We start from the raw sequence: 23,653 nt of genomic DNA, 5'->3' as shown, positions 1-23,653 counted from the left end.
TCCGATGATCGACTGGGGAGCAATCTTTAGCAACGCAGCCGTCGAGCTGATCAGCCCGACCACCGCCGCCTACGCCCTCGCGGCTCTCGGGCTGGCGATCCACTTCGGATACACCGGCCTCCTGAACTTCGGCCAGGCCGGCTTCATGGCCCTCGGAGCCTACGGGTTCGCCATCTCCACCCTCAGCTTCGGTTTCCCCGTCTGGGGTGCCGTGCTGGTGGGGGTCGGCGCATCCGTCGTTTTCGCCCTGGTCCTGGGCATCCCGACGCTCCGCCTGCGCGCGGACTACCTCGCGATCGTGACGATCGCGGCGGCCGAGATCGTGCGCCTCCTGTTCACGACGAACACGTTCCAGTCCATCACGGGTTCCGCGAACGGCCTGAGCGGCTACAAGGGCGGTTTCGCCGGCCTCAACCCGATCCCGGAGGGGCGCTACGGCTTCGGCCCCTTCGAGTACAACGAGTACGACTGGTGGCTGCGCATCGTGGCCTGGTCGATCGTGGCCCTCGCCTGCCTGTTCACCTGGCAGATCATGCGCAGCCCGTGGGGTCGCGTGATCAAGGGAATCCGTGAAGACGAGGATGCTGTGCGCGCGCTCGGCAAGAACGTCTACTCCTACAAGATGCAGTCTCTGATTCTCGGTGGCGTGTTCGGCACGATCGCCGGAATGATCTTTGTGCTTCCCCGTGCGGTGGTGCCCTCGAATTATCAGACGTCCCTGACGTTCTTCATCTACGCGATCCTCCTGCTCGGCGGCGCGTCGACGATTCTCGGGCCGGTCATCGGCTCGATGGTCTTCTGGGTTCTGCTCTCCTTCTTCTCCGGGTTCATCGCCCGAGCGGTGGAGGCAGGCTGGATCCCTTTCATCACCAGCATTCAGGCCGGCCAGCTGCGCTTCATCCTGGTCGGAGTGGCGATCATGCTTATAGTCATCTTCAGACCGCAAGGCATCTTCGGAAACAAGAAGGAGTTGGCCTTTGTCAAATAACACCGTTCCCAGCAACAAGCCGGTCAAGTCGACCGACCTGCACATCGGCGAGGCCGAACCGGGCTGCAAGAAGCGCGACCCGATCCTGGTTGCCGACGGCGTGAGTCGAACCTTCGGCGGTCTCAAGGCCGTCGACGTCGACCACGTCGAGATCCCGCGCGGCGCCATCACGGCGCTGATCGGGCCCAACGGAGCCGGCAAGACCACCCTGTTCAACCTGCTGACGGGCTTTGACAAGCCTGACACCGGGTCGTGGACCTTCGAAGGTCGCCCCCTGTCGGGGATGCCCGCGTTCAAGGTGGCCCGGATGGGCCAGGTGCGCACTTTCCAGCTCACCAAGGCGCTCGGCCTGCTGACCGTCATGGACAACATGCTGCTCGGCGCCAAGGGCCAGGCCGGCGAGAACCTGTTCCGGGCGATCTTCCCCTTCTTCTGGGCCAAACAGGAGGAGGCGAACAGGGTGCAGGCCCTCGATATCCTCGAACGGTTCAAGCTCGACACCAAGAAGGACGACTACGCCGCAAGCCTCTCCGGCGGGCAGCGCAAGCTGCTCGAGATGGCACGGGCGCTGATGAGCGAGCCGAGCCTGGTGATGCTCGACGAGCCGATGGCCGGGGTGAACCCGGCACTGACGCAGTCGCTACTGGACCACATCCTCAACCTGAAGGCGGAGGGCATGACGGTTCTGTTCGTCGAACACGACATGCATATGGTGCGCCACATCGCCGACTGGGTCATCGTGATGGCCGAAGGCCGCGTGGTCGCCGAGGGCGACCCGCACGAGGTGATGCGTAACCCCGCCGTGATCGACGCCTACCTGGGTCAGCACCACGACGAGGACCTCGGCGAGGATCCGGCCGCCGAAACAGAACGTGTGGAAGCCATTAAGGAGTTGCTCGATTGACGAACACCAGCCCTGCCGCCGCGCCGGCTTACACGCCCACCGGGCAGCCCGTCGTCGAGGTCAAGACGGTGACGGCCGGCTACCTGCCGGGCGTCAACATCCTCAACGCCTGCTCCCTGACCGCCTACGACGGCGAGCTGATCGGGATCATCGGCCCGAACGGCGCCGGCAAGTCCACGCTGCTCAAGTCGATCTTCGGCCAGGTCAAGGTCCGGGAGGGTGAGATCCTGCTTCGCGGCGAGAACATCACCAACCTCAAGGCGAACAAGCTCGTGGCCAAGGGCGTCGGTTTCGTGCCCCAGACGAACAACGTCTTCCCCACGCTCACGATCCAGGAAAACCTGGAGATGGGCATGTTCCTGAAGCCGAAAGGCCTGACCGAACGCCTCGAGTTCGTCACGGAGATCTTCCCGGAGCTCGGGAAGCGTCTGCAGCAGCGCGCCGGATCGCTGTCCGGCGGGGAACGCCAGATGGTGGCCATGTCGCGGGCGCTGATGATGGGCCCGCACGTACTGCTGCTCGACGAGCCGAGCGCAGGCCTCTCCCCCGTGCGCCAGGACGAGGCGTTCCTGCGTGTCAAGGAGATCAACAAGGCCGGCGTGACCACGATCATGGTGGAGCAGAATGCGCGCCGGTGCCTGCAGATCTGCGACCGCGGTTACGTGCTCGACCAGGGCCGTGACGCCTACACGGGCACCGGCCGCGAGCTGCTGAACGATCCCAAGGTGATCGGCCTCTACCTCGGCACCCTCGGCCAGGACGACTAGCCGGAGCCGCCAGCACCGACTGCACGCCCCGCACGACGAAGCGGCGCCCGAGATCTTCGGGCGCCGCTTCCGTGTGTCCGGTGCTCCGTGTCCGGTGACGCCGATCGTGTCCGGGAGAGGGGCGTCACCGGGTGACGGCCGTCACCGGGCGCACGAAGAAGGACCCCGACCGAAGTCGGGGCCCTTCCAGATCGAACGCCGGTCAGCGACGAATCGTGACTAGTTGATGCGCTTGTACGTGTTGTCTTCGAGGTACTCGTAGACGCCGATGGTTGCCTCGGTCGGGTCGCCGTTCTCATCGAACGTGACCGGGCCGGAGAAGCCCTCGTAGTCGACCTGGTCGCCGGCCGCGAGGGCTTTAGCCGCCGCGGTGAAGTCGGAGACCGTGGTGCCGTCGCCGGTTCCCCCAGAGACCTGGCGGAGGTGCTTGGAGATGGCCTCACCCGAGACGTCGTTGGCCGCGTAGGCGGCCAGCGCGACGAGCATGACGGCGTCGTAAGATTCTGCCGCGTAGCTGAAGTCGGTCAGGGTGGGGTCGATCTCCTTGAGACGATCGGTGAAGTCGCCGAGGGTTCCTACGTCGAGGCCGGGCAGCGTGCCCTTGGCACCGGTGATGATGCCGGCGTCGAAGTCCTTGCTGTAGTCGGACAGGTTGCCGTCCACGAAGTACAGGTTGCCACCGGGGAAGCCGGAGCCGACCAGTGCGGGGGTGATGACCTTGGCCTGGTCGAACGTGATCAGGGCGATCGCGTCGGGGTTGGCGGCGGTCACTTCGGAGATCTGAGCGGCGAAGTTGGAGTCACCCTCGTTGAACAGGGACGTGGCGACGACCTCGCCGCCCGCAGCCTCGAAGGCGGTCGTCGTGGACTCGGCCAGGCCGGTGCCGTAAGAGTCGTTGAGCACGATCAGGCCGAGGGTGCTGTTGCCGTCGTCGGCGATCTGGGTGCCCAGGACTTCACCCTGCAGCAGGTCGGACGGGGCGGTGCGCCAGTAGAGGTCCTTGTCGGCGTACTTCGTGAAGTCCGCCGAGGTGTTGGCCGGGGAGAACTGCACGACGCCCGCGCCGGTGATCTGGTCGATCACGGTCTTGGAGACGCCGGAGGATGCCGCGCCGATGATGGCGGAAACCTTCTGCGAGAGAAGGTCGGTCACCGAACCGGTCGCGGTGTCCGTCGTGGTGTCGCCGGAGTCACGGAAGATGGCCTCAACGGTCAATCCGAGGTTCGCGTCGTTGATGTCCTTGACGGCCAGGGCGACGCCGGCTTCTTCGGGCGGGCCGAGGAAGGCCAGGGCGCCACTCTGGGGAAGGATGGTGCCGACCTTCAGGGTCAGGTCACGGTCGCCGGCCGTGATGGCCTGGGCGTCTCCGCTCGCGGCGGGGGCTTCCGATGCAGCCGGCTCAGTGGTGTTGCTGCTGCAGCCGGTGAGCAGAAGTGCACTGACGCCGACCAAGGCGACTCCAGTGACGACTGCCCGAACTGAGCGGGAGGCCGAGGCCTTCGCGAATACGCTCATGTTGCTCCTTGGGACTAGGAATGAGAAATGACAGCGGTCGATTGACTGCCGTTCTGTCACATTATTGACAGGAATCGCGCGAAACAAGGCAACCGGGTTACATCCGTGTAACGCAGACCAAATCGTTACGATCGGCGGCCGGTGACGCCCTGATAAGCGATCTGTTGCGCATCGGCCAGCGCGGCCGCACATTCTCCCCAGGATGCGCAGGCGAACGCCCCGGTACTGACCTGGTCGAGAGCGGGCCTGATCGACGCCGCACCGTCGTCTCCGGCCCGTGCTGCGGCCAGGGCGCTCAAGACGACTCCGTCATAGGCTTCACCGCCGCCGGCAGTGTCGACCAGCCCTGGATCGAGGGTGCGCAGGCGCGCTGCGAAGCCGTCACTGGCGGCCAGCGGCGTGCCTCCGTTCGCGAAGTCGCCGAGCCACAGCAGTACCACCGGCGCCGCCGCGACGGCGGCCGCCAGATCGCCCGGCATCGGAACGGTGGCGTCCCACAGCACGACGTCGACGCCACGAGCCAACAAGTCGGTCAGCGACGTCGCCGGGTCGACGGCGGAGTCGCGGTGGATGATCTCGATCGGAGTCCCGAGAATTCGGCCCTGCTCGGTGATCTCCCGGGCGGCCAGTTCGGAGCCGGCCACCTGTGCCGCACCACTGGCCGCCGCCGGGCCCGTCATGGGGAACAGAGTTCCGAGGCGCACGGTCCCGTCACCGGACGGAGCCACCACGACGGACGCGGCGGCAGCGGGCTCGACTGAGGGCGGCGCGACCTCAGCCCTACATCCGGACAGCAGGAGCACGCAGGCCAGCGCCCCGACGAGGATGACGGGCAGGGAAGTCGACGCAGTGCGCATCCGGTGTCCTTTCACATACGAGGTGCGTCCCCGAGCGTAGCGGGGCTCAGACCGGTTCAAGGGACGCACGCCGGGGCGCGCGTCCGGTGAGGACCATGTCGGTCGTGAGAACGACCAGCGCCACCCAGACCAGTGCGAAACCGACCCAGCGCTCGGGCGGCATGGGCTCGAGCAGCACGAAGACGCCGACCAGGAACTGCAGGATCGGAGCGAAGTACTGGATCAGACCCATGTATGTCAGAGGCAGGCGCCGGGCCGCGGCGGCGAAGAACAACAGCGGCACAGCGGTCACAACACCTGCTGCCAGCAGCCCCACGGTATGCCAGATGGACACGCTTCCGAAGGTAAGACCGGAGACAGAGGCCACCACGATCAGCTGCACCACGGCGATGGGTGCGAGCCAGACCGTTTCGAGGGTGAGTCCGGCGACGGCATCGACGTCGCGGCCGACCCTTTTCTTGATCAATCCGTAGAATCCGAACGAGAACGCGAGGATGAGCGACACCCACGGCAGCGAGCCGTAGCCGACGGTGAGCACGACGACGGCCCCGAGGCTGATTCCCACGGCCACCCACTGCAGCAGGCGCAGCCTCTCGCGCAGCAGAATGACGCCGAGGAACACGGTCACGATCGGGTTGATGAAGTAGCCGAGGGCTGCCTCGACCACGTGGCCGCTGAGGGCGGCGAAGACGTAGGTCTGCCAGTTGACGAAGATCAGCAGGCCGGCCAGACCCATGGTGAACACGATGCGAGGCCTCCGCAGCAGCGCGAGGAAGGACTTCCACTTGCGCGTGACCGTGATCAGCAGTGCGCAGAACACCAGGGAGAAGAGAACCCGCCAGGCCACGATCTCGAAGGCACCACTGGGCGCGAGGAGCAGAAAGTAGAGCGGCAGCGTGCCCCAGAGGGCGTAGGCGAGGACCGCGTAGATCAGTCCCTTGCTCTGCTCCGACCGCGCCGGGCGGGCCGCGCGGATTTTCCCGGGTGGAAGAGCGTCTTGCGCCACAGCGGACCTTTCTTAACGACGAATCCCGGATGGCCAGGGCCATCCGGGATTCTACCGTTGCGTGGGTGTGGCTAGCGAACGACGACTGCGAGCACGTCGCGGGCCGACAGGACGAGGAGGTCCTCACCACCGAACTTGACTTCGGTTCCACCGTACTTGGAGTAGATCACCTTGTCGCCGACGGCGACGTCGAGTGGAATGCGGTTGCCGTTGTCGTCAATGCGGCCGGGGCCGACTGCGACAACTTCGCCCTCCTGGGGCTTTTCCTTGGCGGTGTCAGGAATGACCAGACCTGATGCGGTGGTCTGCTCTGCGTCGACCTGCTTGATGACGATGCGATCCTCGAGCGGCTTGATGGAGACCGACACGGTTGACCTCTTTCTTAGCTAAGACATAGTTAGCAGACTCACAGCGAGAGTGCCAAGACGAGTTTAGGGCGCATCTGGCACTCACGCAACGTGAGTGCCAGATGCGTCGTGTTGATAGGTTTACACGATGGAACGCTCAGAGCTCGTCGAGCTGTTATCGCCGGGCGGTTTGCGCCTGCTGGACTCGTTGCCGCCGTACGACGCGGCCGCCGACGTCGTGCGGGTGGTGAGCGAACTGCGCAAGGCCGGACACAGCCCCGAGCTGGTCACCGCGGTGCTCAGCCAGTCCCGGCTCCGAGCCAGGGCCGTGCCCAAGTTCGGCGAGTTCGCCGGCCGCATGCTGTTTACGGAGGCCGGCCTCGAGCAGGCCACCCGGCTGCGGGTGGCGGCGCTGCACGCCGGCCGCTTCGCGGGCGCGTCCCTGAACCGGGTCGTCGACCTCGGCTGCGGCATCGGAGGCGACGCCATGGCCCTGGCCGCCATGGACCTCACGGTGACGGGGGTGGACGCCGACGAGGTGACCGCGACCGTCGCCAGCTACAACCTGGCTCCGTTCGAGAACGCGAGCGTTCTGCACTCGTCCGCGGAAGACGTCGACCTGGCCGGCTTCGACGCCGCCTGGCTCGACCCGGCCCGGCGCACCGCCGGGCACTCCAACACCTCGCGCCTGACCCGGCCGGAGGACTACTCCCCGCACCTCGATTTTGTCTTCGGTCTCAGTGAGCGGATGCCCGTCGGCGTCAAGCTCGGGCCGGGCCACGACCGCGAGCTGATCCCCGCGGAAGCCGAGTCGCAGTGGGTCTCCGTGGACGGCAAGCTCGTGGAGATGGGGCTGTGGTTCGGAGCACTGGCGCGCGCCGGCATCCGTCGCTCCGCCCTGCTGCTCGGCCGGACCGGGATCCACGAACTGACCGCGCCCCACGACAGCACGGATGCCCCGGTGGGAGTGCTGGGCGACTACCTGTACGAGCCGGACGGCGCGATCATCCGTGCCCGTCTGATCGGGGACCTGGCCCGGTCGCTCGACGCGTCGATGCTGAGCGAGGGGATCGCGTATTTCACCTCCGAGACCCTGCAACGCACGCCCTTCGCCACCGCATTCCGGGTGCTCGAGGTGCTGCCGGTCGACGAGAAGAAGCTGCGGCTGGGCCTACAAGAACGCCGCATCGGCACTCTCGAGATCAAGAAACGCGGCGTGGACGTCGACCCGGCCACCCTGCGCACCCGACTGAAGCTCAAAGGCCCCGAGTCGGCGACGCTCGTGCTCACCCGGGCCGCCGGCCACCGGGTGGCTCTGCTGGTGGAGCGGATTCCGCCACTCGACTGAGGCCAGCGGCGAAGGACAGCATGGCTCAGCCGGGCACGACCGTCAGCACCTGTGTGACGATCAACACCCACCCGACCGCGAGGACCAGCCCGGCCAGCCCGGTCCACAGCCCGTAGGCCCACGCGGTGCCGGCACGGCGCTCGGTCACGCGGGCCATCACGGCCAGCACGACCGCGGCCAGGGAGAGCGCCGCACCCCAGACGCCGAAGACCGCGATCAGCAGCCCCAGCAGCCCGAAGACGAGCGATGCGATGGACAGCCCGCCCTGGCCTGCCTGCGCGGTCAGCTCGCTGTCGGTGTAGACGTACGGCACCCATTCGGTAGGGGCTGTGATGGTCGACGCGTAGTCCAGCTCCCCCGGAGCGGGCGCCGGAGGCCGGGTGAGGTCGACCCGGAAGTCATCGTTGCGGGACCAGTCCCGTTCCTCCCCAACCATCCCCGCTGCTATCTTCCGCTCAGTACGACGAGTTGGGGATGGTGGCGAAGAAGACAGACCAGATCACGATACTGACCAGTGCCAGACCGACGCCGATGAACCCCGTGATCAGCCCGGTCAGCCAGAAGCCCCTCGCCTGCGGCTCCTTCGACTTACCGAGGAAGCCCAGGACGACCGCGGCGGCGGGGATGAACAGTCCGAGGATGCCACCCACAATCGGGAGGAACACGATCGGCGAGCCGAGCACGCCGATAACGCCGGCGACCAGCGCCAAGATGCTGAAAATCGGCTGCTTCGCGGCGACCGCACCGAAGGGCGACGAATACGCGTCGCCATGGGCAGGCGCCTGGGTCACCGCCGGGGTGCCGTAGCCGGGCGGCGGGGTCGCGGCGCCGTAGGCGGGCGGGACGGAGGCCGGCGGGGTCGGGCCGTTGTACGCCGGCGGGGCGGCGGACGCCCCCTGCTCGTCGCGCGGGATATCGGGGACCTGCGGCACGTCAGGCACCTCCGGCACGCCGGGCACCTGGGGCACGTCAGGCACGCGGGGCACGTCAGAGTTGCTGGGGTTGTTGGAATCGCTCATGCGAATTCATTCCTTTCCGGACAACGGGGTGGCGTCGCTAATTGCATATCGGGTCACGGGTCATCGACGCGCGGAATTTCTGCCCGTGGCCACCGGGTCAGTAGGTATTGAGCAGGGTCGGGTCGTTCGCGATCGCGATCATCAACGGGATCAGCAGGACGACGGCCAGGAGCTGAGCCGCCAGGCCGGCGTAGCCGACAATGAGGCCGGCAATCGCGAGTCCCCGTCCCTTTTCTCCAGTCTTCCCGATCTGGCTCAGACTGATGTGGCCGGTGATGATGCCGACCAGGGAGATCCCGAGCACCGAGGTCACGAGCGACACAATGGACAGCACGTTGTACTTCTCGGACGGGCCCTGCGGCGCGTAGGACTGAGGGTAGCCCGGCTGGGCGTAGGCCGGAGCGGCCTGCGCCGCCGGCGGCTGGAACTTGGGCGGGTTAACCGGCGGCTCGTTGGGGTCGGTCATGTCGATTGCTCCTTCGGGAATGGTGCATCTGAGCTGCCAATCTGGCTCCCAGTCGGACAAGGTGTTGATCGCACGAACAAACGTCGCCTGCCGAAGCCAGAATACCCGTCCGGTGGCGAAATACCGGTGGGAGGGGGTTTCAGACCTGGATCTCGGAGACCGGAAGGGTGGAGTCCGCCCCGAACTCCAGTGACGAAGGCGCATGTCCGGCCATGATCAGCTGCGCCCCGAGGGCCGCGATCATGGCACCGTTGTCGGTGCAGAGCGACAGAGGCGGGATGCGCAGGGCGATGCCGGCGGCATCCGTGCGCTCCTGGGCCACCTGACGCAGCCGGGCGTTGGCGATCACGCCGCCCCCGAGCAGGAGCCTCGGCACACCGAGGTCGACGCAGGCCGCGACTGACTTGGTCAGGAGGATGTCGACGACCGCCTCTCGGAAACTGGCGGCCACGTCGGCCAGCGGCACCGACTCATCCGCGTCGCGTCTCTGCTCGACCCAGCGCGCGACCGAGGTCTTGAGCCCGGAGAACGAGAAGTCGTACCGGTGTTTCGCCATGTCCTTGGTCTGGCTGAGACCGCGGGGGAAACGGATGGCCGCGGGATTGCCTTCCCGCGCGGCCCGGTCGATCTGGGGTCCGCCCGGGTAGGGCAGGCCGAGCAGGCGGGCCACCTTGTCGAAGGCCTCGCCGGCCGCGTCGTCGATGGTCTCGCCGAGCAGTTCGACGTCGGAGACCAGATCGCGCACCAGCAGCAGTGAGGTGTGACCGCCGCTGACGAGGAGCGCAACGGTGGGGTATTCCAGCGGCTTCGTGGAGTCGTCTGCGCCGAGTCGAAGCACATCGGCCCCGACGTGACCGACGAGGTGGTTGACCGCGTAGATCGGTTTGCCGAGCGAGATGGCTAGTGCCTTGGCCGCGCCGACCCCGACCATGAGCGCGCCGGCCAGACCGGGGCCGCAGGTCACGGCCACCGCATCGATGTCCTTCAAACGGATGCCGGCCTCCAGCGCGGCCGCCCGGATCGCCGGAACGAGCTCCTCAAGGTGTGCGCGCGCGGCCACCTCCGGCACGACTCCGCCGTAGCGGGCGTGTTCGTCCATCGACGACGCGATCGTGTTGGAGAGCAGGGTGGTTCCGCGCACGATTCCGATTCCGGTCTCGTCGCAGGAGGTCTCGATGCCGAGCACGAGCGGGTTGGCGCGGTTCTGCGCGGTCATCGCGTTCAGGGTGGTCTGCGCGTTCAGGGCGGTCATTCGGTGGCCTCCAGTGCGGCCTCTGCCGGTGTCATCTGCATCTCGGCGTCAGGCACGTGCAGTCGCATCACGATCGCGTCGACGTTGTCGGGCTGGTAGTAGCCAGGGCGGATGCCCAACTCCTCGAAGCCGAGTCGGCGGTAGAGCTCCTGGGCCGGCGGGTTGTCGGCGCGCACCTCGAGGAACACCTCGCGCACGCCCCGCTTCCGGGCCTCGGCGATCAGGCTGAGCATCAGGGTTCGGCCGAGGCCGTGGCCGCGGGCCTCTTGGGTGACCGCGATGGTCTGAATGTCGCCCTCGCGCGCTCCCTGCAGGGCCTGCAGCCCGGCGTAGCCCTCGATCCGGTCGGGCTCATCGGGGGGGAAGGCCACCAGGTAGTAGCAGTTCGGGTTGACCACGTCCTGGGCCATCGCCTCGGCGGACCACGCGTCGTTGACGAAGATACGGGTCTCGAGCGCCATGATGGCGTCCACATCGGCGGCTCGGGCGCGCCGCAGCTGCCACATCATCAACTCACCCGTTTCGGGCCGTTGGACACGGTGACATCCGGCGAGCGCAGGTAGAGCGCCGTGTCGGCGGCGAACGGGCGCTGGTGGGCCCACATCAGCTCGGCAACCTGCCCCAGCTCCCCGGCGGACACGGCGACCGCGTCGAAGCGGGGCACCCCAGCGTGCGCCCAGCCGGGCTCCCGCAGCACGGCTGGCCGGGCCACACCAGGACCGTCGACCCGGATCGGGAGACCCACGGCATCCGCCCCGCTGTACACGGACCAGTTCACCTCGCGGCGACGGGCATCGGTGACGACGACGAGCGGGCCGGTGTGACCGGCCTGGTAGCGGCCGAAGGCGAGCGCATCGTGGCTGACGACGGGCACGAAGGGCACCCCGGCGCCCAGCGCGAAGACCCGCGCGGCGGCGATGCCCACACGGAGACCGGTGAAGGGGCCGGGACCCATGCCGCCGACCACCGCGGAGAGGCCGCTGATCGGCACGGCCGCGTCGCTGAGGCAGTCGGCGATCAGGCGGCCGACCACCTCGGCGTGGCGCATAGTGTCGTCGGTGGCGTGTTCGGCGATGACGCCTCGGGCGAGATCCACGACCGCGACGCTCGTTCCGGCGGAAGTATCGATGGCGAGAAGCACCTCACCAGCCTATTCGCTGTGTCCGATGCGCTGTGCCGCCGACGCGCTGTGCTGCCGATCCTGCTCCGCCAGGCCTGCTCGTCGGCCGCCCTGAACGAATTCGACGGAGATTTTGGGCTCTGGAGCCGGATCGGGCCCACTATGGGCCCGTAGGAGCAAAATCTCCGTCGAATTCGTTCGGCCAGCGGGGGCCGTGCGGGGTGACCGTGACCGTGCGCGGCTCGTCGAGGTCAAGCACCTCGGCCTCGTCGGCGACGACGGATGCGGCCGCCTGCGAGGCCCCGACGGGCCGTTCGATCTCGATATCGAGCCAGGAGTCGGCGATACCGTTGAGCATCCCGCGACCCCACTCGACCACGACGATCGACCGAACGAAATCGATGTCGAGGTCATCCAGCTCGAGGGCGCTTCCGAGCCGGTAGGCGTCGACGTGCACGAGCGGGGGTCCGCCGATCGTGCTGGGGTGGGTGCGGGCCAGCACGAAGGTGGGGCTGGTGACCGAGCCGCGCACCTGCAGACCCTCCCCCAGGCCGCGGGTGAAGGTCGTCTTTCCGGCGCCGAGGGGCCCGGTCAGCACGATCAGGTCGCCGGCCTGCAGCAGCCCCGCGACCGTGCGGCCGAACTCGTGCATGCTGTCGGCGTCGGGGATGACGGCGCGCATCAGCGCGAACCGCCGCCGGGCCGAACGCCGCCGCCGGGCCGCGTGCCGCCCGCCGCGCCGTCGACCGCGTTCCGGTAGCTGCGGGTAACCCGGCGGCCGATCCGGGTAACGATCTCGTAGTTGATGGTGCCGGCGGCGTCGGCCCAGTCGGTCGCGCTCGGCACACCGGTCTCCGGGTTGCCGAACAGTACGACCTCGTCGCCGACCGTCACGCGTTCCTGGCCGACGCTGACGACGAACTGATCCATCGCGATGCGCCCGACCAGCGGATGCGAGTGTCCAGAGATGTCGACCCACGCGGTTCCGGAGGCCTGGCGGGGCACGCCGTCCGCGTAGCCGAGTGGCACGAGGGCGAGGTAGCCGTCGACCGGTGCCCGCCACAGGTAGTCGTAGGACACCCCGGCCCCCGCAGCCACGCGGCGCACGGCGGCGACGCGCCCCCGCAGCGTCATCGCCGGGGTGAGGCCCAAATCCCGCGACGTCTGGTCCGCGAACGGCGACAGACCGTAGATGCCGATGCCCACCCGCACCATCGAGAAGCGGGCGGCCGGCACGCGCAGCGCCGCCGCGGTGGACGCCAGGTGGATCAGAGACGGGGCCAGCCCGGTGTCGGCGGCGAGAGCGACACCGCGTTCGAAGCGCTCGATCGCCTCGGCGTCGTCGACCGGGGACGCATTCGACAAGTGGCTGAAAATGCCGGTCACGGTCAGGCGGCCGGCCTGCTCGAGCTGGGCCGCCAGAGCGAACGTCTCGGCCCAGTCCGGTTCGTTCACGCCGTTGCGGTTGAGCCCGGTCTCGAGCTTGAGGTGCACGTCGGCCACGCGACCGAGAGCGGCGGCGGCCTCGGCGACCTGGCGCAGCTGCCGCGCCGAGGACAGCCCGAGGGTGATGCTCCGGGTGATGGCGACGGTGAAATCCGCATCCGGATCGTGCAGCCAGGCCAGGACGGGCGCGTCGATGCCGGCGGCCCGCAGCTCGAGCGCCTCGTCGACGTCGGCCACCCCGAGCCAGTCGGCGCCCGCGGCGAGCGCGGTGCGGGCGACCGGCACTGCCCCATGGCCGTAGGCGTTCGCCTTGACGACGGCCATCAGGTGCGGGGTGCCGGCCACTTGCCTGAGGTGCGCGACGTTGGCGTAGACCGCGCCCAGGTCGACGACGGCCTCGCGGTATCCGGTCATGCCCCGCCCTCCGCGACCACGAACGCACAGGCCACCCCGGCGTCGTGAGTCATGGTCAAGTGCACTGTGTCAATGCCGCGGGCCGTCAGTGCCGCCGCGGTAGCCCCGTGAAGCACGAATCCCGGGTTGCCGTGCGCGTCGGTCACGACGTCCATCTCCTGCCAGCTGGCACCGGCACTGTCGCCGAGCGCTTTGATCAGTGCCTCCTTGGCCGCGAAGCGCGCGGCCAAGGAGTGCATCGGCAACCCGCGCTCGGCTTCCGTGAAAAGCCGCGGAATAAGCCCAGGCGTGCGCAAGACCTGCCGTTCGAAGCGAGCGAGGTCGACGATGTCGACCCCGATGCCCCGGATCATCCGGTCAACCCTTGCACCCTGTGCTGCACCCTCCGGCTACTCCGACTCGAGGACTGGCGCTACTCGACCGTGACGGACTTCGCCAGGTTGCGCGGCTGGTCGACGTCGAGGCCCTTCACCGTGGCGAGTTCCATGGCGAAAATCTGCAGCGGCACGACCGCGAGGAGCGGTTCGAACAGCGGCGAGGCCAGCGGGATGCGGATGACGGTGTCCGCGAACGGCAGCACCGCGACATCCCCTTCTTCGGCGATCGCGATGATGCGCGCGCCGCGGGCTCGGATCTCCTGGATGTTCGAGACCACCTTGGGGTGCAGGTGCGCGGAGCCGCGTGGGCTCGGCACGACGACGAAGACCGGCTGGCCGGGCTCGATCAGCGCGATCGGGCCGTGCTTGAGCTCACCGGCGGCGAAGCCCTCCGCGTGGATGTACGCGAGCTCCTTGAGCTTGAGCGCACCCTCGAGCGCAATCGGGAAGCCCACGTGGCGGCCGAGGAAGAGCACGGCACGCGTGTCGGCCATCCAGGTGGCCAGCTCGTGCACGGTCGACTCCTGCAGCAGCGTGGTCGCCAGCTTGTCCGGGATGGCCTGGAGCTCGGCGATCTGCACGGCGCACTCGGCTTCGCTGAGGCTGCCGCGCACCCGGGCCAAATGCAGGCCGAAGAGGTAGAGGGCGGCGATCTGGGCAGTGAAGCCCTTGGTTGAGGCCACGGCGACCTCCGGGCCGGCGTGGGTGTAGATGACGGCGTCCGACTCGCGGGGGATGGTGGCACCCTGCGTGTTGCAGATCGAGATGGCCTTCGCGCCCGCTTCCCGGGCGAACTTGACCGCCATCAGCGTGTCCATGGTTTCGCCGGACTGGCTGATCGAGATGACCAGGGTCTCGGGGTTCAGCACCGGGTCGCGGTAACGGAACTCGTGGCTGAGTTCGATGTCGACCGGAACCCGGGTCCACTTCTCGATGGCGTACTTGGCGACGTAGCCGGCGTTCGCCGCGGTGCCGCAGGCGACGACCACGATGCGACGGATGCCGGCGAGCACGTCGTCTCCGAATTCGGTCAGCTCGGGAACGACGGCCTGGCCCTCATGGATGCGCCCGCGCAGGGTGTTGCGCACGGCATCCGGCTGCTCGGAGACCTCCTTGGCCATGAAGCTGGACCAGCCGCCCTTCTCGGACGCGGAGGCATCCCAGGCGATGTCGAACTCTTCCACTTCGACGGCGTTGCCGTCGAAGTCGGTCACGGTGACGAGGTCCGGCGTGATCGTGACGATCTGGTCCTGGCCGATGGCGACCGCGCGGCGGGTGTACTCGACGAAAGCGGCGACGTCGGAGCCGAGGAAGTTCTCTCCGTCGCCCAGGCCGATCACGAGCGGGGAGTTGCGGCGGGCGCCGACGACGATGCCGGGCTGGTCTTGGTGGACGGCGAGCAGGGTGAAGGCACCGTCGAGGCGGGAGACGACAGCGCGGAACGCTTCGCCCAGGTCGCCGACGCGCTGGTATTCCCGGCCAAGCAGGATCGCGGCGACCTCGGTGTCGGTCTCACTCTCGAAGGTGAATCCCTCGGCGAGGAGTTCGTCCTTGAGCACGGAGAAGTTTTCAATAATTCCGTTGTGAATAAGGGCCAGCTTGCCGTTGTCACCCAGGTGCGGGTGCGCATTCACGTCATTCGGCGCCCCGTGGGTGGCCCACCGAGTGTGTCCGATCCCGGTGTTCCCATTATTGATCGGGTTCGCCTCAAGCTCGGCGGCCAGAACGGCCAGCTTGCCCGCTCGCTTAGCGGTATTGAGAGCACCCTCGCTGTCGATGACAGCGATCCCCGCGGAGTCGTACCCCCGGTACTCGAGTCGCCGCAGACCTCCCATCAGGACCTGAACGCTCTTGTTATCTCCGACGTAACCAACGATTCCACACATGACTGCGATATTAGTCCGAGTAAGCTCGGTGAAATGTCCGATCCGGTTGCGAGTCCCTGGAACAACGGCCACAGCACTCCTTTCGTCGAACTGGACCGGGCTGACTGGGCCGCCCTCGCGCCAACCACCCGGCTTCCGCTGCGGGAGACGGAGATCGTGCAGTTGCGGGGGCTGGGTGAGCCGCTCGACCTCAGTGAGGTGACGGATGTCTACCTGCCGCTCAGCCGCCTGCTCAACCTCTACGCCGCCGGTGCACGGCAGCTGCACCGCGCCACGAGCGACTTCCTCGGGGAGCGCGCCCAGCGCACGCCGTTCGTGATCGGGGTCGCCGGATCGGTCGCGGTGGGCAAGTCCACCATCGGCCGCTTGCTGAGGGAGCTGCTGGCCCGCTGGGAGGACACCCCGCGGGTCGAGTTGGTGACCACCGACGGTTTCCTGCTGCCCAACGCCGAACTCACCCGCCGGGGCCTGATGGACCGAAAAGGGTTCCCCGAGTCCTACGACCGGCGGGCCCTGCTACGCTTCGTGGCCGCGGTCAAGAGCGGTGCCGCCGAAGTGCGGTCGCCGTTCTACTCACACCTCAGCTATGACATCGTGCCCGACGCCCAGATCGTGGTGCGGCAGCCGGACATCCTGATCGTCGAGGGTCTCAACGTGCTGCAGCCGCCCGGACCGGGCCACGGCCTCGCCGTCAGCGACCTCTTCGACTTCACCGTATACGTGGACGCCCGCACGCAGGACATCGCTCGCTGGTACGAGGAGCGCTTTCTCAAGCTGCAGCGCGGCGCATTCAGTAATCCGAAGTCGTACTTCCACCGGTACGCGAGTATGACCGAGGCCGAGGCGCGGAGCCGGGCCCGGGAAATCTGGACCGAGATCAACGAACCGAACCTGCTGCGCAACATCCGTCCGACCCGATCTCGGGCGACCCTCGTGCTGCGCAAGGATCCGAACCACTCCGTCTCCAAGGTGCTGCTGCGCAAGGTGTGACCCGCCGTGTGTCACCGCACAGTGCGCTCCGCCGGGTGTCACCGCACAGGCACCCTCGACGTGCGGGCACCCTCGACGTCCGGGCACCCTCGACGTCCGGGCACTCCGGCCGTGAACCAATTCGACCGAGATTTTGGCGAAAAGCCGGTTTCTCTGGCTGTTTCGGAACGATTCGGCCACAATCTCCGTCGAATTCGTCAGGGGCGCGGGGCGGAGCGGGCGCGCGGGGCGCAGCCGAAAACGAGGGCGCGGGGCCCGCGGCCGAGAACGAGGGTGCGGCCGCGGGTGCGGGTGCGGCCGCGGCGAGAACTCTCTAGAGGGCGAGCTGCAGGCGCACGATGTCGGCCAGCTCGTTCGCGAGCCGGTCGGCGGTGCCCTGATCAGCCGCTTCGACCATGACGCGCACCATGGGCTCGGTGCCCGACGGTCGCAGCAGCACCCGTCCGGTGTCCCCGAGCTCGGCCTCAGCGGCACGGATAGCCTCCGCGATGACCTCGTTCGATTTCAGCCCGTGATGGTCGATGCCGCGCACGTTGACCAGGATCTGCGGGTAGACCGTCATCACCGAGGCGAGCTCTGCGAGGGTCTTGCCGGTGCGTGCCATCTCGGCGACCAGGTGCAGCCCGGTCAGGATGCCGTCACCGGTCGTGGCGAACTTGGTCATGATCACATGACCGGATTGTTCGCCGCCGAGGGACAGCCCGTCGACGTTGAGCTCTTCGAGCACGTACCGATCGCCGACCTTGGCCTCAATCATGCGGATGTCGTTGGCCGCCATGGCCTTACGCAAACCGAGATTGCTCATCACCGTGGCCACGAGCGTGCGGTCCTTCAGAACCCCGCGCTCGGCCATGGAGACAGCGAGGATCGCCATGATCTGGTCACCGTCGATGATGTTGCCGTCGCGGTCGACGGCCAGGCACCGGTCCGCGTCGCCGTCGTGGGCGATTCCGACGTCGGCACCGGCCTCGAGGACGGCACGGGAGAGATTGTCGAGGTGGGTGGAGCCCACCCCGTCGTTGATGTTGTTGCCGTCGGGGTCGGCTCCGATGACCGTGAGCGTGGCACCGGCATCCGTGAAGACCTGCGGCGATACGCCGGCGGCGGCGCCGTGCGCGCAGTCGAGCACGACGTGGATGCCATCCAGGCGGTGCGGCAGCGTTCCGAGCAGGTGCACGACATAGCGGTCCTCGGCGTCCGCGAAGCGGCTGATGCGACCGACGTCTCCGCCGATCGGCGTGAGCATGTCGAGCGACAGGTGCTCTTCGATGCGGTCCTCAACGTCGTCGGGAAGTTTGGTTCCCCCGAAGGCAAAGAACTTGATGCCGTTGTCGGGAGCGGGGTTGTGCGAGGCGGAAATCATCACGCCGAAGTCTGCGCCGATATCGGCGATCAAGAAAGCCGCGGCGGGCGTCGGAATGACGCCCGCGTCGAGCACGTCCACACCGGAGCTCGCCAGTCCGGCCGCGACCGCGGCCGAAATGAATTCACCGGAGATCCGAGGATCCCGGGCGAGCACCGCAACGGGCCGACGGCCCTCTGCGCGACGCAACTCCGCGCGGCGGCCCTGAGTGAGGACCGCCGCACTGGCCTGGGCGAGGGCCAGAGCCAGGCCAGCCGTGAGATCACGGTTGGCCAGACCCCGGACGCCGTCCGTGCCAAATAGTCGAGGCATTTTTCTACGGTGCCAATCGACTTAACGCTTGGAGAACTGAGGAGCCTTACGGGCCTTCTTGAGTCCGGCCTTCTTACGCTCCTTGACGCGAGCGTCACGGTTGAGGAAGCCGGCCTTCTTGAGGATGGCGCGGTTGTTCTCTTCGTCGATCTGGTTCAACGAACGCGCGATACCGAGACGCAGGGCACCGGCCTGGCCGGAGGGGCCACCACCGGTGATGCGGGCGATGACGTCGTAGCTGCCGATGAGGTCGAGCACCTTGAACGGGTCGTTGATGAGCTGCTGGTGCAGCTTGTTCGGGAAGTAGTCCCCGAATTCGCGGCCGTTGACGGTGATCGTGCCGGAGCCGGGGACGATGCGCACGCGGGCGATGGCCTGCTTGCGACGTCCGACGGCTGCGCCGGGGACATTGAGGATGGCGCGGGGCGCCTTGGTTACAGTCTCGGTCGGAGTCTCGGTCGAGTAGCTCTCCGGAGCCTGGTCAATCTGATCTGCGATTTTCGCCACGATGGTGTGAATCCTTTTTTCTTAGAATCGAAAAGTCTGGGGGCCGGCGCTACTGAGCGACCTGGGCGAGGGTGTACGGCTTCGGCTGCTGCGCGGCGTGCGGGTGCTCCGGGCCGGCGTAGACCTTGAGCTTGGCCAGCTGGGCGCGGCCGAGCGTGTTCTTCGGCAGCATGCCACGGATGGCCTTCTCGACCGCGCGGGTCGGGTGCTTCTCGAGCATCTCCGAGTAGTTGGTGGCCGTGAGGCCGCCCGGGTAACCGGAGTGGCGGTACGCCATCTTCAGGTCGAGCTTCTTGCCGGTAAGGGCAATCTTCTCGGCGTTGATGATGATGACGAAGTCGCCCATATCCATGTGGGGAGAGAACGTTGCCTTGTGCTTCCCGCGAAGGAGAATGGCGGCGTGGCTGGCAAGACGACCGAGCACGATATCTGTGGCGTCGATGACGACCCAGTCGTGCTGGACTTCGCTTGCCTTGGGAGTGTAAGTGCGCGTCACTATTGAGCTGCTTTCTTGTTCGAACGGAGGTGTTCGTGAATCCCGCTCCGGGTGTGTTCCCAGAGAGGGAACACGATCGATGGAGGGCTCACGTTCGTGTGTCTGGCTGCAACGCACAGACACCAAGGAATAACACTAACGCCGTCGGCCCGGCAGCGCAATTCAACCATTACTCGGTGTCGTCGATGAGCTCCCGGCGCGCGCGCGTTTCGCGGGCCCGCACGGCGAGCAGTTCGTCGGCCGGATAGCCGACCTGAAGCAGCGTGAGACCCTGGGCGGGCATCACCTTGAACTCGCTGGTGCGGGCCCGCTCGATCCGGAGGTCGACGAGGCGGTCCCCGGACAGCCGCCCCTCCCCCACCGCGACGCAGGCCCCGACCAGCGCGCGCACCATGCTGTGGCAGAAGGCGTCAGCCTGAACGGATGCGACGAGCACACCATCCGGATCGCGGTACCAGCGGAACTCCTGCAGGGTGCGGATCGTGGTGGCCCCGGGCCGCGGCTTGCAGTAGGTGGCGAAGTCGTGCAGGCCGATCAGCGTCGCGGCAGCCGCGTCCATAGCGTCCACGTCGAGAGCGAAGCCGTGCCAGGTGGTGCGGAACCGCTGCAGCGGGTCGTGCCCGACGACGGAGTCGGCGATCCGGTACTCGTAGCGCCGGTAAAGCGCGGAGAACCGGGCGTCGAACCCGGGCGGGGCGAGCACGGAGGATGTGATCACGATTTCGGGCTGGGTGACGAGGATGCCGCTGAGCCGCCGCTGCACCATGACCGCCAGGGGCGTCGGGGGCCGCCCCTTGCCGCGGGAGATGCGCACGAGGCCGTCGGCCTGGTCGGGGTTCAGATCGAAGTGGGCGACCTGCCCGGTCGCGTGCACACCGGCATCCGTTCTCCCGGCCACGGTCAGGATCGGGGTCGGCGGGTGGCTGTGCAGGATGCCGGCCAGCCCGGCCTCGATCTGACCCTGCACGGTGCGGAGGCCCGGCTGCGTCGCCCAGCCGCTCATGCCGGTGCCGTCATAGGCGATGTCGAGCCTGATCCGGGTGGTGCCCGCTGCTTGGGTCTCGTCGGGCGCCGGGGGAAGAATCACGGAGGTAAGTGTACGGTCCGGTCCGGGTTATCGTAGAACCCGGACTTCGGTCCCCACCTGTCATGAAAATCTGCCGCCCCCGCCCTCTGACGCTCATCCGGACTCCGTGAACGTGCCCACCAAACGCCTGGCCGGTCTCGACGGCCTGCGTGGCATCGCCGTCGTTCTGGTCGTGGTGTTCCACTTCTTCCCCGCGGTTCTTCCCGGCGGATTCATCGGGGTCGACGTCTTCTTCGTGATCAGCGGGTTCCTGATCACGGGCCTCCTCATCACCGAACGGGACGAAACCTCGCGGATCGCGCTCGGTCGATTCTGGAAACGGCGGGCGCTGCGCCTGGTGCCGCCACTGGTCCCGCTGGTGCTGATCCTGTGCACTGCCGCCTGGCTGATCGGCGGCGACGTGCTGGTGGGCCTCGGCTGGCAGCTGCTCGGCGCGATCACCTTCGGCTACAACTGGGTATCGATCGCCGGGTCGGCGAGTTACTTCAGCGCCACGGCGCCGGAACTGTTCCGCAACCTGTGGTCGCTGGCGGTGGAGGAGCAGTTCTACCTGGTCTGGCCGTTCGCTCTCCTCGGCCTGCTGCTGGTGAGGAGCGGCCGGCTTCGCCTGGCACTCGTCGCCGGCCTGGCCCTGGCCTCTGCCGTCTGGATGGGGCTACTGTACGACCCCGCCGACCCCACCCGGGTGTACTACGGCTCGGACACGCACAGCTTCGGGCTCTTCACCGGTGCCGCGCTCGCGCTGCTGCTGCGCCGTTCGGGCCTCCCGGGCGGCACGGCACCCCGCCTCGCCGCCCTGCGCGACCGCTGGCGGCCGTGGCTGGGTCGGCTCGCCCTGGCCGGGGTTCTGGCGGCGGCGTTCGCCCTGCCCGACACCGGCCTGGCGACCTATCGAGGCGGACTGATGCTGGTGAGCCTGCTGACCGCGGTCGTGATCTGGGCGGCCGTGCGCGGGCCAGGCTTCGGCCAGGCGCTGGATACCGCGCCGCTGCGCTACCTGGGTGAACGCTCCTACGGCATCTATCTGTGGCACTGGCCGGTGCTCGTGCTCGCCCAGGGGGCGTGGCCGGCGGCCGCCGCGTCGCCGACCGTGCTGACGAGCATCGGAGTCGGGGTGCTGGCGGGCGCGCTGACGCTGCTGGCGGCCGGTGGATCGTACCGCTGGCTGGAACTTCCCGTGCGCACGAAGGGGGTGCGCGGCAGCATCCGTCGCCTGCGGCAGAGCACGAGCGGTGCGCGCACGATCCGCATGCCCGGCAGGCTCGTCTGGTTCGGCCTGTTCGGCGCCGCCGCGCTGTTTCTGGCGACCGGCACGACCGCGGCGCTGCTCACCGCTCCCGCCCAGACGAGCGCCCAGAGCGAGATCGAACGCGGCCAGAAGGCACTGGATGCTGCGCAGCGGCAGGCCGTGCAGAACGCACGGCGCGCGTCCCGGCCGGCCGTCAGCGCCATTGAACGCGCGGCGCCCGGGGACCTGATCACGGCCGTGGGCGACTCGGTGATGCTCGCCTCGGTCCCCGAGCTGCAGGCCGGCTTCCCGGGGATCGCGATCGATGCCACCGTCTCACGGGGCATGGGGGCTGCCCCCGACATCCTGGCCACCCAAGCCGAGGCCGGCACGCTCCGGCCGGTGGTCGTCGTGGGCCTCGGCACCAACGGGCCGATCCGTTCGAGTCAGCTGGCGGCCATCCGCGCGGTAATCGGCCCGGACCGGGAGCTGATCCTGATCACCGCCTTCGCCGAACGTGACTGGACGGCCGGGGTCAACGCCAGCCTGGCCGAGTACGCTGCCCGGCACCGCACGGTCGAGCTGGCCGATTGGAGCACGGCGATCGCCTCGCACACGGATGTGCTCGCAAACGACAACATCCATCCCGGTCCGGCCGGCGGTCGGATCTATGCCGACGTCATCCGGGCCGCTCTGGAACGGCTGGCCGAGCCGCCGCCGCAGCCGGGCCTCGAGGCGTATCGCCTGCCCGACCCTGCCGGGTCACCCTCTTTCCGGCCGCCGCTGCTGCCGTGACCAAGGCCGGGTCGGCCGGGTCGGCGGGTGCGGGTCCCGGGTGGGACTAGAGCTCAATGGTGAAGGCAAGACTGCGGGTGGTGGGCGTGAAACCCATGCCGAGGTACAGGTTCAGCGCGCCGGTCGGACTTTCGGAGTCGACGACCAGGGTCGCCCGGGCCAGACCCTCGGTGCGTGCGGCATGCAAATGCAGGCCCAGCAGGGTCCGCGCGATGTGTTTGCCCCGCCATCCGTCGATGACGCCGACGAGGTCGACGTGGCTGCCGGTGTAGCCCTGGTTCAGCCAGTCGTCCTCGTTGACCGTGGCCAGGGTGAAGCCCACGACCTTCGGGGTGCCGTCGGGGCCGGCTGCGAGGGCCAGGTATGAGAGGTCGGGGCGGAATTTGCGACTCGTCACGAAGGAGTCCCAAGCATCGTCGCTCATCGGCTGGCTGGCCCAGTGATCCCGGAACGACGAGTCGCGCGCTTCGTGAACGACCGCAGAGAGCTCCGAGGTAAACCGGATGACGCGGATGTCAACCGGGAGGTCGATCTCGGGGATCAGCTCGTCGAGGCGCCGCTCGAGGGACTGGAAGTACCGGGCGCATTCCATGCCGAGGCGCCGGAACAGACGGGTGCTGCGGTACGCGGTCTCCTCGGTGTAGGCGAGGATCCAGCGTGGAACCGAGGGATCGTCGGTGGCGAGCTGCTGCTCGGCCCGGCCCAGCTGCCACGCGAGCAGCTCGCGGCCGATTCCGCGTCCGCGGTAGTCGGGGTGCACCCCGCCGACCAGGATCGCGCGGGCCAGCGTCTCGCCCGGCGGCGCCATCACCATCCCCATCGCCACGAGGGTGCCGTCGGCGGCGAACCCGATCAGGGAATCCCGCTCCGGATGGAAGTACGACAGACCGAAGTCCCGCTCGATTCCCTCCCGCGTCGTCAGGTGGTACGGATGGTCCGCCTTGCCGACCGCGCGGGTGAACTGCCACAGGTCGTCGGCGTCCGACACCGTTGCCGGACGCCACCGGGCGATCTCAGGGTGGGCGGGCCCCGGCGCGTCGAGCGGCGGGGCTGCACGCCGACGCGGGCCCTGATTCTGGGTTCCGCTCAGGCGTTCCATGGCCAATATTGTAGCCGGGGCCCCGCGAGGGTGCTAGCCCGTCGCCGGGGCACAGAGAGAGGGG

25 protein-coding genes are annotated in these 23,653 nt (G+C 68.0%); 6 read left to right on the top strand and 19 right to left on the bottom strand.

Annotated elements, in window-relative coordinates:
• The first annotated feature begins 7 nt into the window (after window positions 1-7).
• Genes E3T25_RS07230 through E3T25_RS07220 form a run of 3 tightly spaced genes read left to right on the top strand, consistent with a single transcriptional unit; the run spans window position 8 to window position 2,659 of the window.
• The gene (locus E3T25_RS07230) at window positions 8-988 is read left to right on the top strand and encodes a branched-chain amino acid ABC transporter permease (protein WP_104101024.1); all 981 of its coding nucleotides are present in this window, start codon (window positions 8-10) and stop codon (window positions 986-988) included.
• Window positions 978-1,892, top strand: coding sequence for an ABC transporter ATP-binding protein (locus tag E3T25_RS07225; RefSeq protein WP_104100922.1), 915 nt, complete (start codon window positions 978-980; stop codon window positions 1,890-1,892). The genes E3T25_RS07230 and E3T25_RS07225 overlap by 11 nt, the downstream gene beginning before the upstream one ends.
• Window positions 1,889-2,659 carry an ABC transporter ATP-binding protein gene (locus E3T25_RS07220; RefSeq protein ID WP_104171787.1) on the top strand — a complete coding sequence of 257 codons (771 nt, stop codon included), beginning with the start codon at window positions 1,889-1,891 and terminating at the stop codon, window positions 2,657-2,659. Before E3T25_RS07225 ends, E3T25_RS07220 begins: the two co-directional genes overlap by 4 nt.
• A 219-nt stretch (window positions 2,660-2,878) precedes the next feature.
• Here the strand turns inward: E3T25_RS07220 and E3T25_RS07215 are convergent, their stop codons facing one another.
• The 4 genes from E3T25_RS07215 to groES form a co-directional block, all read right to left on the bottom strand.
• Window positions 2,879-4,174 (bottom strand): ABC transporter substrate-binding protein, encoded by a 1,296-nt coding sequence (locus tag E3T25_RS07215; RefSeq protein ID WP_104100924.1) that lies wholly within the window; start codon window positions 4,172-4,174, stop codon window positions 2,879-2,881.
• 125 nt (window positions 4,175-4,299) lie between these two features.
• Window positions 4,300-5,031: an ABC transporter substrate-binding protein gene (locus tag E3T25_RS07210; RefSeq protein WP_134373347.1), complete on the bottom strand. Its 732-nt coding sequence runs from the start codon at window positions 5,029-5,031 to the stop codon at window positions 4,300-4,302.
• Window positions 5,032-5,077: 46 nt separating this feature from the next.
• A complete protein-coding gene (gene rarD, locus E3T25_RS07205) occupies window positions 5,078-6,007 on the bottom strand; it encodes an EamA family transporter RarD (RefSeq protein ID WP_104101025.1) in 930 nt (309 codons plus the stop codon).
• Between the two features lie 101 nt (window positions 6,008-6,108).
• Complete coding sequence (gene groES / locus E3T25_RS07200) at window positions 6,109-6,405, bottom strand: co-chaperone GroES (protein WP_066597535.1); 297 nt, start codon at window positions 6,403-6,405, stop codon at window positions 6,109-6,111.
• Window positions 6,406-6,532: 127 nt separating this feature from the next.
• Here groES and E3T25_RS07195 point away from each other — a divergent pair, with 127 nt between their 5' ends.
• Window positions 6,533-7,732 carry a class I SAM-dependent methyltransferase gene (locus tag E3T25_RS07195; RefSeq protein WP_104100926.1) on the top strand — a complete coding sequence of 400 codons (1,200 nt, stop codon included), beginning with the start codon at window positions 6,533-6,535 and terminating at the stop codon, window positions 7,730-7,732.
• Window positions 7,733-7,757: 25 nt separating this feature from the next.
• On the opposite strand, the gene E3T25_RS07190 is transcribed toward E3T25_RS07195, so the two are convergent.
• From E3T25_RS07190 to glmS, 10 genes are all read right to left on the bottom strand, one after another.
• Entirely contained in the window at window positions 7,758-8,168 is a 411-nt protein-coding gene (locus tag E3T25_RS07190; RefSeq protein WP_134342976.1) for a DUF4190 domain-containing protein, read from the bottom strand.
• 19 nt (window positions 8,169-8,187) lie between these two features.
• Window positions 8,188-8,751, bottom strand: a complete 564-nt coding sequence (locus E3T25_RS07185; protein WP_134373345.1) for a DUF4190 domain-containing protein — start codon at window positions 8,749-8,751, stop codon at window positions 8,188-8,190.
• A 97-nt stretch (window positions 8,752-8,848) separates the two neighbouring features.
• Window positions 8,849-9,217, bottom strand: a complete 369-nt coding sequence (locus E3T25_RS16720) for a DUF4190 domain-containing protein (RefSeq protein WP_166785071.1) — start codon at window positions 9,215-9,217, stop codon at window positions 8,849-8,851.
• 139 nt (window positions 9,218-9,356) lie between these two features.
• A complete protein-coding gene (gene tsaD / locus E3T25_RS07175) occupies window positions 9,357-10,469 on the bottom strand; it encodes a tRNA (adenosine(37)-N6)-threonylcarbamoyltransferase complex transferase subunit TsaD (protein WP_104100930.1) in 1,113 nt (370 codons plus the stop codon).
• Complete coding sequence (gene rimI / locus E3T25_RS07170; RefSeq protein WP_104100931.1) at window positions 10,466-10,978, bottom strand: ribosomal protein S18-alanine N-acetyltransferase; 513 nt, start codon at window positions 10,976-10,978, stop codon at window positions 10,466-10,468. Before rimI ends, tsaD begins: the two co-directional genes overlap by 4 nt.
• Complete coding sequence (tsaB, locus tag E3T25_RS07165) at window positions 10,978-11,610, bottom strand: tRNA (adenosine(37)-N6)-threonylcarbamoyltransferase complex dimerization subunit type 1 TsaB (protein WP_134373341.1); 633 nt, start codon at window positions 11,608-11,610, stop codon at window positions 10,978-10,980. Before tsaB ends, rimI begins: the two co-directional genes overlap by 1 nt.
• 139 nt (window positions 11,611-11,749) lie before the next feature.
• On the bottom strand, window positions 11,750-12,271 hold the full coding sequence (tsaE, locus tag E3T25_RS07160) for a tRNA (adenosine(37)-N6)-threonylcarbamoyltransferase complex ATPase subunit type 1 TsaE (RefSeq protein ID WP_104100933.1): 522 nt from the start codon (window positions 12,269-12,271) through the stop codon (window positions 11,750-11,752).
• Window positions 12,271-13,449 carry an alanine racemase gene (gene alr / locus E3T25_RS07155; RefSeq protein WP_134373339.1) on the bottom strand — a complete coding sequence of 393 codons (1,179 nt, stop codon included), beginning with the start codon at window positions 13,447-13,449 and terminating at the stop codon, window positions 12,271-12,273. The genes tsaE and alr overlap by 1 nt, the downstream gene beginning before the upstream one ends.
• Window positions 13,446-13,802 (bottom strand): holo-ACP synthase, encoded by a 357-nt coding sequence (locus tag E3T25_RS07150; protein WP_104100935.1) that lies wholly within the window; start codon window positions 13,800-13,802, stop codon window positions 13,446-13,448. Before E3T25_RS07150 ends, alr begins: the two co-directional genes overlap by 4 nt.
• Window positions 13,803-13,861: 59 nt before the next feature.
• A complete protein-coding gene (gene glmS / locus E3T25_RS07145) occupies window positions 13,862-15,712 on the bottom strand; it encodes a glutamine--fructose-6-phosphate transaminase (isomerizing) (RefSeq protein ID WP_104100936.1) in 1,851 nt (616 codons plus the stop codon).
• Window positions 15,713-15,745: 33 nt separating this feature from the next.
• Between glmS and coaA the strand changes: the two genes are divergently transcribed.
• Window positions 15,746-16,702 carry a type I pantothenate kinase gene (coaA, locus tag E3T25_RS07140; RefSeq protein ID WP_104100937.1) on the top strand — a complete coding sequence of 319 codons (957 nt, stop codon included), beginning with the start codon at window positions 15,746-15,748 and terminating at the stop codon, window positions 16,700-16,702.
• A 313-nt stretch (window positions 16,703-17,015) separates the two neighbouring features.
• Here coaA and glmM read toward each other — a convergent pair whose 3' ends face one another.
• The 4 genes from glmM to E3T25_RS07115 form a co-directional block, all read right to left on the bottom strand.
• Window positions 17,016-18,377, bottom strand: a complete 1,362-nt coding sequence (glmM, locus tag E3T25_RS07130; protein WP_104100938.1) for a phosphoglucosamine mutase — start codon at window positions 18,375-18,377, stop codon at window positions 17,016-17,018.
• A gap of 21 nt (window positions 18,378-18,398) precedes the next feature.
• Window positions 18,399-18,884: a 30S ribosomal protein S9 gene (rpsI, locus tag E3T25_RS07125; RefSeq protein ID WP_104100939.1), complete on the bottom strand. Its 486-nt coding sequence runs from the start codon at window positions 18,882-18,884 to the stop codon at window positions 18,399-18,401.
• Window positions 18,885-18,933: 49 nt separating this feature from the next.
• Entirely contained in the window at window positions 18,934-19,380 is a 447-nt protein-coding gene (rplM, locus tag E3T25_RS07120) for a 50S ribosomal protein L13 (RefSeq protein WP_104100940.1), read from the bottom strand.
• A 169-nt stretch (window positions 19,381-19,549) separates the two neighbouring features.
• The gene (locus E3T25_RS07115) at window positions 19,550-20,383 is read right to left on the bottom strand and encodes a tRNA pseudouridine synthase A (protein ID WP_134373367.1); all 834 of its coding nucleotides are present in this window, start codon (window positions 20,381-20,383) and stop codon (window positions 19,550-19,552) included.
• A gap of 196 nt (window positions 20,384-20,579) precedes the next feature.
• Between E3T25_RS07115 and E3T25_RS07110 the strand changes: the two genes are divergently transcribed.
• Window positions 20,580-22,490 (top strand): acyltransferase family protein, encoded by a 1,911-nt coding sequence (locus tag E3T25_RS07110; RefSeq protein WP_241980698.1) that lies wholly within the window; start codon window positions 20,580-20,582, stop codon window positions 22,488-22,490.
• 46 nt (window positions 22,491-22,536) lie between these two features.
• On the opposite strand, the gene E3T25_RS07105 is transcribed toward E3T25_RS07110, so the two are convergent.
• Window positions 22,537-23,589, bottom strand: coding sequence for a GNAT family N-acetyltransferase (locus E3T25_RS07105; RefSeq protein WP_134373335.1), 1,053 nt, complete (start codon window positions 23,587-23,589; stop codon window positions 22,537-22,539).
• Between the last annotated feature and the right edge of the window lie 64 nt (window positions 23,590-23,653).

The sequence above is a fragment of the Cryobacterium sandaracinum genome (genome assembly GCF_004403415.1).
Lineage (GTDB): Bacteria > Actinomycetota > Actinomycetes > Actinomycetales > Microbacteriaceae > Cryobacterium > Cryobacterium sandaracinum.
The sequence above is the reverse complement of the archived record's forward strand: the minus strand, read 5'-3'. Positions and strand labels throughout refer to the sequence as shown.